At 60.4% G+C, this 14,604-nt stretch carries 11 protein-coding genes; all 11 read right to left on the reverse strand.

All coding sequences use genetic code 11. The features are described from left to right. Positions 1–5: 5 nt before the first annotated feature. The 11 genes from I1969_RS04865 to cas9 all read right to left on the reverse strand — a co-directional run bounded on the left by I1969_RS04865 (position 6) and on the right by cas9 (position 14,533). Positions 6–908 (reverse strand): type II secretion system F family protein, encoded by a 903-nt coding sequence (locus tag I1969_RS04865; protein WP_195233410.1) that lies wholly within the window; start codon positions 906–908, stop codon positions 6–8. Further along, positions 905–2,206 (reverse strand): CpaF family protein, encoded by a 1,302-nt coding sequence (locus I1969_RS04870; RefSeq protein WP_195233412.1) that lies wholly within the window; start codon positions 2,204–2,206, stop codon positions 905–907. Before I1969_RS04870 ends, I1969_RS04865 begins: the two co-directional genes overlap by 4 nt. Beyond that, complete coding sequence (gene cpaB, locus I1969_RS04875; RefSeq protein WP_195233414.1) at positions 2,196–3,137, reverse strand: Flp pilus assembly protein CpaB; 942 nt, start codon at positions 3,135–3,137, stop codon at positions 2,196–2,198. Before cpaB ends, I1969_RS04870 begins: the two co-directional genes overlap by 11 nt. A gap of 313 nt (positions 3,138–3,450) precedes the next feature. After that, positions 3,451–4,044 (reverse strand): hypothetical protein, encoded by a 594-nt coding sequence (locus tag I1969_RS04880; RefSeq protein ID WP_195233416.1) that lies wholly within the window; start codon positions 4,042–4,044, stop codon positions 3,451–3,453. Beyond that, positions 4,045–4,521 carry a pilus assembly protein gene (locus I1969_RS04885; RefSeq protein WP_195233417.1) on the reverse strand — a complete coding sequence of 159 codons (477 nt, stop codon included), beginning with the start codon at positions 4,519–4,521 and terminating at the stop codon, positions 4,045–4,047. Beyond that, positions 4,518–4,967, reverse strand: a complete 450-nt coding sequence (locus I1969_RS04890) for a TadE/TadG family type IV pilus assembly protein (RefSeq protein ID WP_195233420.1) — start codon at positions 4,965–4,967, stop codon at positions 4,518–4,520. The genes I1969_RS04885 and I1969_RS04890 overlap by 4 nt, the downstream gene beginning before the upstream one ends. Continuing rightward, positions 4,964–5,773, reverse strand: a complete 810-nt coding sequence (locus I1969_RS04895; RefSeq protein ID WP_195233422.1) for a hypothetical protein — start codon at positions 5,771–5,773, stop codon at positions 4,964–4,966. The genes I1969_RS04890 and I1969_RS04895 overlap by 4 nt, the downstream gene beginning before the upstream one ends. Before the next feature lie 2,681 nt (positions 5,774–8,454). Continuing rightward, complete coding sequence (gene csn2, locus I1969_RS04900) at positions 8,455–9,129, reverse strand: type II-A CRISPR-associated protein Csn2 (RefSeq protein WP_195233424.1); 675 nt, start codon at positions 9,127–9,129, stop codon at positions 8,455–8,457. Beyond that, complete coding sequence (gene cas2, locus I1969_RS04905; protein WP_195233433.1) at positions 9,126–9,434, reverse strand: CRISPR-associated endonuclease Cas2; 309 nt, start codon at positions 9,432–9,434, stop codon at positions 9,126–9,128. Before cas2 ends, csn2 begins: the two co-directional genes overlap by 4 nt. A gap of 25 nt (positions 9,435–9,459) precedes the next feature. Then, entirely contained in the window at positions 9,460–10,347 is an 888-nt protein-coding gene (gene cas1, locus I1969_RS04910) for a type II CRISPR-associated endonuclease Cas1 (protein WP_195233440.1), read from the reverse strand. Beyond that, complete coding sequence (gene cas9 / locus I1969_RS04915) at positions 10,340–14,533, reverse strand: type II CRISPR RNA-guided endonuclease Cas9 (protein WP_195233449.1); 4,194 nt, start codon at positions 14,531–14,533, stop codon at positions 10,340–10,342. The genes cas1 and cas9 overlap by 8 nt, the downstream gene beginning before the upstream one ends. Between the last annotated feature and the right edge of the window lie 71 nt (positions 14,534–14,604).

The raw sequence follows: 14,604 nt of genomic DNA on the forward strand, positions 1-14,604 counted from the left end.
CTCCCCTAGTCGTACCTGATGTTGCTAATTTGCTTCAGCACCATGAAACCGATGATATCGAGCGCTATGCCAACGCCCAGGCACGCCCACCCCGCAGGCGTCATGAAGAACTGCCGGTGCATTTCCGAGGCAACCGACATGAGCAGCAGCATGACGACCGGTGCGAAGCCGACAATCTTCGCCTCGAACCGTGCCGAGGAGGTCTTGGCCTCGGCCGAGCGCTTCGCCTTGACCTTTGCCCGGATGGCCTCGCCGACACGCTCCGTGATCTCGGAAAGCGAGCCGCCGGTCTGCTGCGATACCGATACGGCCGTTGAATAGAGCCTGAGGTTGGAGCTTTTGGTCCTTATTGCCATATCGTCGAGTGCCTGGTCGATGGGGCGTCCGTTTCTAAGGTCGCGCTCGAGGATGGCGAACTCGGACTTCAGGGGCTCATCCATGTGCTCTGCGACCGGTGCCACCGATTGCGCGATCGAGGCTCCCGTTCGAAGGTTCGATGCGATAAGCGGCATCGCCTGTCCGAGCTGCTCCTCGAAAAGACCCTGCTCGGCCCCGCGCTTCGACTTCACCCAGATCGGGAAGGCAGCGATTCCGAGTGGGAGCGCGGCGACCGCTCCCGCTGTCGAGCCCATTGCAAGGATAAAGACCGAAGGCGCGAATGCGATTACCGCCCATAGCTGTGCCGCCTCGGTGGTGGAGAGCTGGGGCGCCGCGCCCTGGCACACGCGTCGCAGGGCGCCGGCAAGGCGGTTTCCCCCATCTTTGTCGGATGGATTTTCCGGAAGGGGCCCTGCTTCTGACTGCTCACGCTCGATGCGAAGCTTTCTTGCCGTCAGGAACAGGATTATTCCCATCAGCACCGCCGGCAGCGCGGGAAGGAGGGCTGCCGGGGAAATCTGCCCGCTCATCGACGGAACCAGAAATCGTCATCGATGTACACGCCGCGCGCGAAGAGCTTCTCGCGATGTGCCGGGGTGATGCGCTCTCCGGTGGGCATGAACTCTCCAAGCACCTTGCCGTCCTCGGAAAATCCCGTTTGCTCGAAACGCATGATGGTGCCCATGGTGATGACGTCGCCCTGCATGCCCTGGACCTCGGCGATCTCGGTGATCTTGCGCGAGCCGTCGATATCGTAGCGGTTGACGAAGATGACGAAGTCGATGGCCGAGGCGATGAGCTCCATGATCTGCTCGCTTCGCATCTCGGTTCCGGTCTGCTGGATCATCGAGCGCAGGCGGGTCATGGCCTCGCGCGCGTTGGAGGAGTGGACGGTCGTGAGCGAGCCCTCGTGTCCCGTCATCATCGCCTGGATCATGTCGAACGCCTCGCCGCCGCGGCACTCGCCGACGACGATTCGGTCGGGGCGCTCGCGCAGCGCGTGTATTACGAGCTGCCGGATGGTGATCTCGCCCTCGCCCTCGATATTGGGTCGGCGAGCCGTCTTGCGTACGACATGGGGCTTCTGGAGGCGCAGCTCCGGCGCGTCCTCGATCGTTACGATGCGCTGGTTGTCCGGGATGAAGGACGAACAGGCGTTGAGGAGCGTCGTCTTGCCCGAGCCGGTGCCGCCTGCGATGACGACGTTCATTCGGCCGAGTACGATCGCCTCCATGAACTCGAGCATGCGCTGGTCGAAGGTGCCGAGTGCCATGAGGTCCTCTGGCTCCACCGCATCCGGTCGAAACTTACGGATGTTGAGAATGTTGTGGTCGACGGCGATGCCCTTTGCGGTCGCCGCGACACGGGAGCCGTTGAATATCGCACCGGGGCGGTTCAGGATGCAGTCGCACAGCGGCTGCGCCTCGTCGCAACGGCGACCGTCGGCTGAAGCTATGCGATTGATGATGAACTTGACGTGGTCGTCGTCTTCGAAGGCGACGGGGACCCTCTGAAGTAGTCCGGCACGCTCAACCCACACATCGTCCGGGGCGTTCACCATGATTTCGGAGATCGACGTATCCGGTAGCAGCTCCTCGATGGGCCCCAGGTAATACAGGTCGTTGAGCCCGGCCTGGATCACGGCATCAAAGGAGTCGTCGTCCAGACGCGACCCTTCGGGACTGGAATCTATAATCTCGGCAAGGAGGTCGCGAGCGCGCGAGTCGCGCTGCACATCGCTCTCGGAGGCATCGTTGGCGGCAGTCAGGATCCCCGTCGCCTGGCGGACGGCCTCGCGTTCGATGCCGAGCAGATCGCTATTCAGCATTTTGCGCCTCCCCCGTCTCGGGAAGGGCCACGAGTCGGATGCCGCTCGCGCTCGAAAGGGCGAGGGCCTGGTCCTCAGTTACCTCGATTGTGACGTTGGAGTAACCGTCTGACTTGGAGCCCGAGAGGTTGCCGTCCAGCGCCAGTACGCGAATGGAGTCGGCCACGCGCACGGTGCTCACGACCTGGCCGTCGTTCACGCTCGCGAGAACATCGACCTTGTCACCGACCGAGAGCAGCGGGGAAAGGCCCGTTGAGCTGTCGAGTGCGACGGTATAGGCAACGTGGCCCTCGGTTACGGCGGTGGTGATGGAAGCGGGTTTCTTCGAGCCTGATACGGAGGAGAGGGAAACTGCGGTCCCCAAGGTCTGCTGCGTCACGGACTGGCGGCCCGCCACATCGGATACCTTCTTCGCCGCGTCCTTGGGCGCAAACGCCGTGGGCACGCTTGCGACCGTAAGGTCTGCCGAAGTGATGACTTCGCCGGGGGCGACATCGCGCGTGACGGTGACTACCTTGACGGTCGACTTCTCGAGATGCGCGAGCTCGCCCTGCGCCTGAGTCCATCGCCAGCCCGAGAAACCGACCGTCACGACTGCAACGGCGATCGCCACGCCGGCGACGGCGGCGAGCCTTCGGTCCTTACGTGTTCCCCCGGCTGCCGGACCGCGCTGCCTGCGAGCGGTCGCGGCGCCTGCCGTCGACGTGGTCCTCTGGCCGCCCTGTGCGGGCGCGGGGGCCGCGGGGGCCGATACCGTCGCCCCCGCGGAGGCCTCCTGTGCCATTGCGCGCTCCAGCTCATGGCCGAGCGCCTGCTTGCGACCGCGGAGTCGTTCGACGCTGCGCATGCGCCCGGAGTCGATGGCCGTGCGCATTTCCGACTCGACTTGGGCGATTTCTGCCCTTATTTCCTCCTGGGTCCGTTTTTTCATCTTTAAGATTCCTTCCTGGGACCTAGGAGTCCCTTAAACGCGAGCGGTGGAAAATGGTTCGCTCTCCAGTGCCAGGTGATACTGGCCGCACTTTCTCTGCCGCCGCACAAACCATCTCGAAAGCCTTTTTGGTTGAGCAGACCAGTCTCTGGCGCATCGGGTCGCACATCGGGCTCGAGGGCTCTTCGGCCTGCCGTGCTATTCCGACATATAAAGAATCGCCCCGCGCGGCCGTCTGCGCAGGGCGATTTGGTGCCATTGGGTGACAATATGGCGTGCTGTAGCGTGTTGGCTGACGGTTGCCGCCCGTCGATCAGGGAAGCATGTCCCTCACGGCCTTGGAGAGAATTTCGGGCGCATCGTCGAGTGAGCATGCCCCCGTTTTCGTCGAAACGCTGCCTTCCTTGTCGATCGTGTACTCGCACCATCCGTTACCGGTGTCGGACGGTCGCCATACCGTCGTAGATGAATAGGGATGTAGGGTCCAGACGGCGTCCGAGCGCACCTTGAGCTCATCTATGCCGGCAAATCGCGCGAAAGCCGACGGCCAGGTCCCCTCAAGGACCACATAGACGCCGGCGTAGCGATCGGCTGCCCCGCAAAGGCTTTCAGGGGCCTCTACGTAATAGACCATGGCCTTTCCGGTGTAACCGTTGGCCTTGAGCATCTCGAGAACCTCGGAGCGCGCCTCATCCCCCGGGTTCTCGGCGTATTTGACGGCATTGGCCTCACCAAAGCAAGACTGTCTCGTGCTCTCGAGAAGCGACCCCTGCCAGGTCCTATATGCGAGCGCTCCTCCCAGGTCTACGGCGAGCGCTATGAGGAGGGATAGGGGGATGAGCATCACGACGAAAAAGGATGTGAGCTGCGCGCGGGCTCCCCCTCCCCTGAGTGCGTGGCACTTCATCTAGATGACCTCCCAGTCGGAATAGCTGATGTAGGAACGCGTGATGTTTCGGACGGATCTCTTTCCGAACACGTTGTAGGGCGCCGGGTAGTCGTACGTGATTTCAGCCGACACCGTTACGGTCCTGTCCTCGGTCCTGAGGTTCTCGGTGCCCAAATCACCTGCGACGGCGTTTCCGTGGCCGAGGTTCTCATCGGAATCGATGTTGACCGAGGCGTTCTTTACCGTGAGACAGCTTGGGTCAATGTCGGCCGATGCGCTTACGAGCTTCTTCACGAGCGTGTCGGCGTCCATAGAATCCCAGCCTGCGGGAAGTCGGTCCGCGAGATGTGCGAGGGAGTAATCAATCCTGGCTCGCTGGTAGCCCGTGAACCCGAAGCCCAATATGGCGAGGACGACGGTGAGCGCTATCGGGAATACGAAGATGAATTCAGTGGAGATGAGCGCCTCGAGCGACCTTCTGTTACGCACCATCACTTGACCTCCGATGAGATTGCCGTTGCCGAGGATGACTCGGGCTCAATTTCCGCAAGGCCATCGAAGACGGCCAGGGTGAATACGCGACGGCATGGAATCTGGACATTGACCGTGACGGACTTGCGCTCTATTGAAGAGTCCCTGGACTTGTCCCCAACCCTTAGCTTCACGCCTTTGGACGAAAGCGCGCCGCGCTCGATATCCACAGTGCAGCTGCTATCGAGACCGATAGTGCCCCTTACGTATGATTCGACTTCAGAATCATTCTTATCGGGGTTCGCTGCGGCGTAGCGCGCCCCCTCGGATGCGGCCGCCGATGCGAGGGCCTTGCATCGGCTCAGGTTCGCGCAATCCACGACGAGTGCGAGCATTGCGATCATGATGGGGAGTAGAAGGAAGAGTTGGGTCACCATGACCGCCCTGAGTTCTGTTGGTCTTGACCTCATAGCAGATTACCTTTCAAGATTGCGATTAGCGTCGCCCCGACCAGACTTACCGACAGCACGGCGTTATAGGGGACGTTGTCTTTGAGGCGAGCACAGGCCGGGATGGATCTGATAGCGAGTTCCAGGGCGCATGCGCATGCAAGGTGGATAGCGAGAAACTCGAACACGGTCCCGACGGATAGCGCCGCCATAAGGGCGACGGCAAGCGTGAGATAGTCGCCGGCGTGCCAGGAGATGCCCCCGATACGCTTCAAGGCAAAGGAGATCAGCGCGAATACTGCAGCGCAGGGAATGGTAAATACCGCCCACGCATATGGTCCCCAGGGGGACGACACGGCGCCCGAGGCCGCAAAGAGGAACAGCATGGGCACCGGCGCGAGCCTGAATCTCATATCCTCCTGGCCAAGTGCCACGGAGGCTGCCAGGAAGACGGCATAGGGAATCGAGATGAGCGATCCAGTCCAAGCTGCAAGCAGATAGGGGTAGACAAAAACGATTTCCGAGGCAAGCGGTGGGTTGTGGCGGCGTGCGTACGTTCCGGTGTCTCCAAGCTGGGACATCTCCGCATCGATATCTCCTGCGCTACCCAGAGAAATTAGTGTTGAGGGGCTGACGCCGTAGTTAACGGCCTCCCTCTTCACGGCGTCTATCCATTTATCCCTATCGGTATCCCCGGGCTGTGCTTGGAGCATGGTCTTGTCTTCATGCTCCAGTGCAGCGTAGCGCCAGCGTTGGTAAAGATGGGAGGCGCACCAAAAGCCGCAACCGACGGCTAATGTGGTCGCCAATCTGACGCCAAAAGACACGGGAGCCTCCTCGATATAGGCATAGGTACTCATATTTAATTTTGTAGTCGTGTTTGCTCAAAATAAGGCTAATTTGGTGCCAAGCGGTGACACTATTTTGATTGAAACGCCTATCCATTCGACCTGGGGTTGTGGCAATGGATGACCTACGAAACCGAAGTGGTCGCGAAGAAGTTGCCACGAGAGCCGTATCGGATTGCGCGAAAGACGGCAATCAACCAGGGCGAAGCTGTGAATCGCAGCGATCTAAGAACCTTCGAAGCCATTAGGTGTGTCGGCTAATTCCCGCGCCTGTAAAGCAATTGCCCGAAATACGATACCTGCAAAACATGTACGCCCATGGCTTTGACTGCCTTGTGATATAAGTATCTGCTCGAAGTGCGGTGTCTGCGAAGCATAAGAGTGGGAAAGTCCATATTTATGCTTAGTGAGTAGTCTCTCGAAACGCCATACTTGCGAAGCCTGTGTGCGTGGATGCGAACAAAGTTTTGCGGTAAGTAGCTGCTCGAGGCGCGGTACCCACGAAGCAATATCCATCCTGAGAATGATGCAAAGTAGGGTAAGTAGCTGTCCGAAGCGCGGTACCTGCAAAGTTTTATGGACTCTTGGGTTTTTTGCCGGCCAGAGTAAGTAGCTGCCCGAAGTGCAGTCCCTGCGAAGTAGGCCTTATGTAGGCAGAATTAAGCGCGAAGGTAGGTAGCTGCTCGAAGCGCGATACCTGTGAAGCGTAAATCATTGCGCCATATGGCGGCTCTGTGGCAAGAAACTAGTCGAAGCGCGGTCCCTGCGAAGCCATCCTACGGTGGGAACGTCGCAGCCGGATGGTAAGTAGCTGCTCGAAGCACGGTACCTACGAAGCAACATGTTGCAGCCGCCAATCGCTTGAAGACGGTAAGTGGCAGCTCGAAGCGCGGTACCTACGAAGCACGCACCACGTCCGCAGCCTTGACGTCACAGGTAAGTAGCAGCTCGAAGTGCGGTACCTACGAAGCAGAATACGACACGCGCCCCATAAACTCATGGGTAAGTAGCAGCTCGAAGCGCGGTACCTACGAAGCGTCTTGAAGACACCTTTGGTCGCATCCAAAGGTAAGTAGCTGCTCGAAGCGCGGTACCTACGAAGCGCTCCTTGGCGGCATACGCAGAACCAACCTGGTAAGTAGCAGCTCGAAGCGCGGTACCTACGAAGCACAAAAACCTGTACCTTTTTGTGCAACAAAGGTAAGTAGCTGCTCGAAGCGCGGTACCTACGAAGCAGCTATAGCTGATGGGGAGGGAGCGACAGAGGTAAGTAGCTGCTCGAAGCGCGGTACCTACGAAGCATCACTGGACGCGACGTCGACCTAGCCGAAGGTAAGTAGCTGCTCGAAGCGCGGTACCTACGAAGCGTGTATGTGTTACGGGGCGGGAGCTGCTCCGGTAAGTAGCTGCTCGAAGCGCGGTACCTACGAAGCCGGCAAGCGAGTGAAACGAGCGCGCAGCGGGGTAAGTAGCTGCTCGAAGCGCGGTACCTACGAAGCAAGAGCCCGCGTTTGTCCTCAGACATGCCAGGTAAGTAGCTGCTCGAAGCGCGGTACCTACGAAGCACATACGTCCTGCAATGCCATAGGCATTCCGGTAAGTAGCTGCTCGAAGCGCGGTACCTACGAAGCCGTGAAACCGTTGGCGATTATGTAGCCGACGGTAAGTAGCTGCTCGAAGCGCGGTACCTACGAAGCCTCTTCCTTGGCCATAAAAATGGAGCCCTTGGTAAGTAGCTGCTCGAAGCGCGGTACCTACGAAGCACATACGTCCTGCAATGCCATAGGCATTCCGGTAAGTAGCTGCTCGAAGCGCGGTACCTACGAAGCGTATCGAAGGTCATGCCAGAGGTCTGCTCGGGTAAGTAGCTGCTCGAAGCGCGGTACCTACGAAGCGCCGCCGGCAAATGCCACCACGCAAAGGCGGGTAAGTAGCTGCTCGAAGCGCGGTACCTACGAAGCTCTATTCTTCAGACACCGCCCGCCGCGCCCGGTAAGTAGCTGCTCGAAGCGCGGTACCTACGAAGCCCATAATAGATGCGAGTCATGGCCAATTCAGGTAAGTAACTACTCGAAGCGCGGTACCTGCGAAGCAGGAACCCCCCCCCATCACAGTTTCCTCGGTGGTAAGTAACTACTCGAAGCGCGGTACCTGCGAAGCTTTTTCTTTTGAACTCACATGGACATACCTGGTAAGTAACTACTCGAAGCGCGGTACCTGCGAAGCTGGTCGGCATGGCAATCTCCGTTCGACGACGGTAAGTAACTACTCGAAGCGCGGTACCTGCGAAGCATCGGCTTCACCAGACCGTCGGCGGCGTCGGGTAAGTAACTACTCGAAGCGCGGTACCTGCGAAGCCGCTTTGCATGATTGATTTCAAATATTCGAAGGTAAGTAACTACTCGAAGCGCGGTACCTGCGAAGCCGAAGAATTGACATCGACTGGCAAGTCCGTATAAGAGCAGCTACTGAAGCTAAAAAGTTGATTAGAAGAAAGAAAAGGTTCCGACGATTTTGGGAAACCATCCTATTTCCGCCCGGAAACAGGATGGTTGTGTGAGTTCTGGAAAAACCTGACAGCTACCGGATCATCGGAAAACCGTGCTATCAAGCAATAAGCCTTATTTGAGATTTCAAGGTGCACGCACCAGTTTAACGGTTTAGACGTTACGGGAGAAGAGGACCCGATCTCTATCTATATGCCACACTGGGATCTCGAGATTGGCAGTGTCTACCTCCCGGTATTCGAGAAACAACATTTCCAGGCCCTCATGGCGCGCCTTTCGAGTTAATTCCAAGACCTCGGTCGGATTTAGCTTGTCGATGAGGGCGATTACAGCAATTGACGGATTCAGCCTCGTATCGCAAACGTAATCCATGAAGGAGAAGAATTTTCTTTGCAGGGTATTGGCCGGCTCGCGGCGGGGTGACAGCGAAAGCCATTTGGCGAACGATTTGATATCCCGTTCCGTGTTCCCTATCAAATCCGTTCGAAGGGAATACCCCAATTCCGCGATCAACATCTCGATACACGCCCTGATCTCATGCGCTTTGGTTGCCAAAGGCTCACAGGCCTCGATCTCAGACGCCATCCTTGACGTATAGGCGCCGGTTAACCTCCGGTCATCGAATGGGAGCTCGATCAGGCTGTCGATAAGGACGATATCCTTCGGTTTGAGCTTTCGTTCCCCTCGGTATAGGGCGATTCCGGGTTCCCCTTCTCCCAAAAGCGATTCGGCGCATCGAGATAGCTCGTCGAACTCATCGAAGGATATGACTCCAAGTCCGTCCGGAAAATCGATTGTCTCCCCTACCGTTTCGAGCTTGACGATCATAAGACGATAAAGTCCTCTCCGGTAACAAAATGCCCCTCGTCAGACGGGCTTCCACATAGCGTGAGCATTGAGCAAAAGGAGGCCTCGGATACCCTGAGCACCTGCACCAGCCCCGCTTCTGGAAGGCTGGCCTTGAGCCTAGAGATGGCAGCCTCGGCATTCTTGGTATCGACCGCCAGGCGGGTGTAGACGGAATTCTGCAGCCTCGTATAGCCATCCCCGACAAGAAACTGCCTGAACCTCGAGTACTCATGACGGTCCTGGGCATCGGCCACGGGTAGGTCATACATTACGACTATCCTCATGAACCTTATCCTCCCCCGTTCCCCATCAAGGCGTTCCTGGCGCCGAGATCTCATCTGCATCGCCAGCCCCCTCCATCACACGAAGGCATCCGTCGACCCATAGGTCGATGGCGTCCGACACCCGGTAGCTCCCATGGCCATAGGGAATCCTGTCCGCGAGTGTGGACGCAAGGAGCCTTTTCACAGAAGGCGAGAGATCGCGGGGGCGCTCCAGCTCGACTTTCCGATCGACCAGGGGCCTGAACGGCTCCACGAGGTCGCAGGCGAGGTTGTAGGGGTTCGTCTTGGAGTGGTGGTGGATTCCCACCTGGTTGAGGTAGCCCTTCGCCGCGATCCTGCACGCTGTATGCGAGAGCAGGATGGAATAACCGTAGTCGAGGGCGCTATTGGTTGCATCCGCGTGCGGTACCCGCACGAAACCGTCGCCGAACAGCGCTTTGAAATAGCGGCGCGCACCCGCGGCCTCGCGCCCGGTCGAGTCGCCGGCGCGGACCTCTCCCGCATAGGATGCAAGCAGCTCTGCCTCCAGGTCGTGGCCTGATCCTTCGAGGACAGAGGCCTGGTTTTCCAGCTTGCACTCGATGATCCTCTTCCACAGCATCTTGCGCGGCCAGGCGCCCCAGGACATCTGTGAGAGGACTTTGCCGTTCGTATCGATCGTCGCTGCCGTTAGCGGCATCAGGATTGATGCCGGCATATGCCGGCTATCGGTGAAAATGACGCTGCAGCCCCTTGCCGCGAGCTCATCGAGCAGGTAGGTCGATATGAACGCGGCCTTCCCGTCGACAACGATGCAGTCGAGCTCGTCGGCGCGCAAAAGGACGGGCCGGGGGTCGCCGTCACGGTGAACGGCGACCCATCCCGCCTCATAGCGCAGTTTCCGGGCGTTCTCCAAAAAGAGTGTCTTACCCAAGGGTGGATACCCTCTCGTGGAGGCCCGCCGCCGAAATGTCAACGATAGCGAAACCGGCCTTGGGGTCGTTGATGATCTTATCGAAGGTCATCGAGAGCGTACCCGCGAACGCGCTGCCGCCGAGGGGCCTCACGTCGGCGGTGCCCCTGATTCCCGAGAGGAGCTCCACGACCTGGACCTCGGACTCCGCTACCGCGCGGACGGTCTTAGCGAGATCGTCCGCTTCCGTATCGGCGAACACCTCCTCCGGCGTCTTCAGGGCACCCAGCTTGAGCACCTTGGAGACGCGGGGGAAGTTTGCCGGAGCGAGCGCGAGAAGGCGTGCCCACAGCCGGCAGAGAACCTTGGCATCGGATTCAAGATCACGCCTGGGGCTCGGCTGCTCGCCGTCGACCATGCGCTCGACGATCCTGAGCAGTCGGGTGTCGGCTGCGTCGAGGGCGAGCTGGCGCACGGGGCCGGCGGTCTTCAGCCCCTTGACCCTGAAGCGCTCCCCATATGCCTCGTACACTGTTTCCTTAAGGATCCTGTCGCGCACGACGCGGACGAATCTCTCACCGGATTCACGGCACAGCGAGCGCGCATAGAGCTCGGTGAGCGAATCGGTCGCCTTGGATGCGATGGAGGTGGGCACGGGGGCGAACCTGAACAGGTTTCCCTTCTTGCCCTCGGTCTCGTAGATCATGAAATAGGCGAACGTCTGGGCTGAGTAGCCGCCGAACAGGGCAGCATCACGGTCGCCCTTCACGGGGATGAGCTTCGTCTTGGAGTCGCGCGGGGAGTAGACGGTCTGCTTCCAGAAGGCGCCGCCTTCCTCGTAGGGGGCAAACGTCACGCGCAGGTTCTTCCAGGAGCAGGCGCGGATGAGCCTCTCGCGCTCGAAATCGGAATCCCACAGCACTTCGGCCGTGTCATAGTCCACGAGGTCGCGGAAGAACCCGCCTGAGAAGAAGTCGAGCTCGGAGTCCGCCCCGCCCCGGCGCTCCTGTGCCTCGATATCGCGCATGGTGCGCTCGTAGAAGGCCCTGTTGTTCGACCATATGGGCGCCCTCGTCTCGATGAACCTGCCGGTCGTGAGGGCGATGAGGGCATCGTGGGCGTGGTAGTAGCGATTTGCTTTTCGGCTTCTCGGGATTCCCGCGCGCCTCCTGACCGAGCTGGCGACCCCGGCCTTCACCGGCACGACCTTGACGCCCGTGTAGGTTGCCTCGAGGACCGCGGCGATGAGCTTGCACTCCTGGCTCGTCTCGGTCAGCTGGCGCCCGACGATCGACTTCAGCATTCTCTCGGAGATCTGCGTCCTCATGAGCGTATTGAGTTTGCGCTCGGTCATGAGGCCCGCGCGGCGAAGGTGCATCCAGAAAGGCGCCATCTTCCTCTGCACGTGTTGGGGCACGAGGATCGAGTCCTTCTTATCAAGGCTCTCGGCGTACAGGACCAATGCCTTGTTGTCGAGCGATTCGTCCCTGCGCACCGACCTGGGCAGGATACGGTCGACGCAGTAGTCGACCGACGCGATGCGCGCGATATCGATGGGCTTGCCGGAGTAGAGGCTCTTTCCCGCCTGTCGGAAATAGAGGTACAGGCGCTCGTTGATCTCCTTCTCGTCGAACATCCCCAGCTCGCGCAGGAGCCTGGCGGCATCCAGGTCGCGGCGCGCGTCCTCGTCGAGCGCCTTCAGCGCGGCCTCGATCTCCTGGGCGCGGCTCCGCGACCGCTTGCCCTTCAGCTGTTTCGAGGCGGTCCTCGTGACCTCGACGTAGACCTTTGCCGGGGCGCATCCAGCCACCGAAGCCATATCCTCGATAACCTTCATGGCCTGCGAGACGCCGCGACGAAGCGCGGGGGACCCGGGCAGGGCGTCGATGCCGAGCTCACCGGCCTTTTCCAGCGCGGTGGCGTTGACCTCGTCAATCCTCGTGCGGAAGCCGAGCTCGGTGTCGCTCAGGGCCTGCATCAGGTTCATGGACGTGCCGCGGAACCTGCCGTAGGGCGCGCCCTGCTCGAGAACGTCCATGATACACATGTCGCCGCGCGCGGTGTCTACCCACACACCGGTGAGCAGGCGCTCGGAGAGCTGGCCCCAGCCCTTGAGGCGCTTCGCGCAAAAGGCCTCGATAGCGCCCTCGTCAAGGATATCCCCGTATTCCTTGGCGACCTTGCGCTTCAGGATGGAGCGCTCCTCGAACACGGTGTTCCACAGGATGATGTCCTCTGCCATGGACTTCTGGGCGGCCGTCAAGGACTTCACGCCGAGAAGGCCTGCAATCCAGGCCGAGACGGACAGGCGCGACGTCATCCTTTTGGCATCGGATACGCCCTTGACGTGCGGGTGCGCCATCGTGAAGTCGCGCGAGAGGATGTTCGCGATTCGGCTGAGGGTCATGACCGAGCCGTCCGATGCGGCCTCGACCACGGCCGCCCTCATCGCCGCATCGAGCGGCAGCCAGTCCTGGCCGTCCTCGGTGTAGCGGATGCCCGCCAGCTCGTTCAGGAACCGGAAGCGCTCGTAGATGAGGGAGTTCGCCGGGAGCACGTCCTCATCGACCAGGTAGGTGCACTTGCCCGTCATGCGCCGGATGAATGCCTCTGCGGCCGCATCGGTGTCGATATGCTCCTCGTAGTTCCAGGGTGTGACGAAGGCGCGCTCATGGCCGGGAAGACGGCGCGACCACGAGAACCTCGCCTTGCCGTGGGCGTCCACGGGCGCGGCCGAGGAGTCCAGGGGCCCTACGTAGTAGGGGATCCTCGAGGTCAGCACCTTCAGGATATGGGGGCCTGCGTCCTTTAGCCAGGGGTAGAAGCCGCCCTGCGCGTCGATGATGCGGCCCACGACCTCCGCATGGAGCTGGTACGGGATAGCACTGTTGTCCGTGGTGTGGATACGGCGAAGGAACCTGTGCTCTCCGAGAGCGGCGACCATATCGATGTAGGCCGGGTCCTTTGCGGCATCCGTTCCCTTGAAGAGCCTCTCAACCCTCTTCTTGAACTCCTCATAGGGAATCACGTTGAGGTCGTAGGCCGTATAGCCCATATTCCTCTTGGCGCCGTCTAGCTTCTTCACGAGCACCTTGTCGTACCCCCTGCGGCCGGACCTTTTCGGGCCGCCGAAGAAGTCCCTGTAGAGGGCAAGCCCGTCCTCGTCGGGACCTTCCTCGGAATCAGCATGGGCGATGTATTTCAGTGCGAGGTCCTTCAGGGTGCGCAGCTGGCGCCCGTACACCTCGTACTGGGCCACCTGGTTGTGCGAGAGGGTCTTTCCGGGTGCAAACGAGAGAAGGCCCTGTAGGCGCCACGCGGAGTAGAGGCCCCGTGCGGCCTCGATGGTCGGGGCGAGTCTGTCGGGGCAGTTGGCGAGGAACTCATCGAGCGCATCGGCGTCGGATACGGATATCTTTCCGATCTGCTCGCCCTCGAGTGCGAAGGCGTCCATATTCGCCTTGTAGCCGGCGACGAGGTCGCCCAGCGCCTTTGCCTGCGCGCGGGCGATCTTGGCGTCGATATCGTCGCCTGTCACCGATACGGCGCCGGACACGGCCTTTTGGAGCTCTCGGGCAGTCCAGGAGCCGCCCATACCGCCAAGCGCGCTGCCGTCGAGCTCGATAGCCTCGCCACAGGCCTCCCCCAGGGCGTCGAGCTCGCGCACGAGGGCCTCGACCTGGGCGGAGGGGTCTGAGTTGTCGGACGTCACGTCGTTGCCCTCCATGAGGAAGTGTCCGCGGCGCACGACGTGGTTGGCGATGGCCCAGAAGACGAGCCTGGGGTCTCGGGGGCCGTCTGATTCCATGAGGTCGACGTCGAGGTGCGCGAGCGTGGGATAGCCGTCAAGAAGCCCCTGCCAGGCGGCAGCCGCGGGATCTGCCGCGATATCGTCGCGCATGAGTTTGTAGGACATCCTGCGCCTGACGAAGAAATCCGGGTCTGTGGGAGCGATCGCCGGCGCGAACACGCGCTCCATCTCACGCTCCCTGCCGCGGGCGCGCTGGAGCCTGCGCCTCGCCGTGCGCGGCATACGGGCCTCGGAGGCGTGGAGCGCCTCCTTGAAGCAGCGTGCGCCCATCACGGGCTGGCCCTTATGGTAGAGGACCTCCCCGTACTCGTCTGTGGCCACGAACCCGACGCTCGTACCGTCGAGGTCGATTCCGGCATACCACGGACCGTTGATATTTTTAAGTTTCCTGGCCATGAGTTCTCCTGTGTGATATAAAGGGATTGTGAGTTGCTGCTCGAAGCGCAGTACCTAAGTCGAAATACGGC

The organism is Collinsella aerofaciens (assembly GCF_015548375.1).
GTDB classification, from domain to species: Bacteria; Actinomycetota; Coriobacteriia; order Coriobacteriales; family Coriobacteriaceae; genus Collinsella; species Collinsella aerofaciens_AB.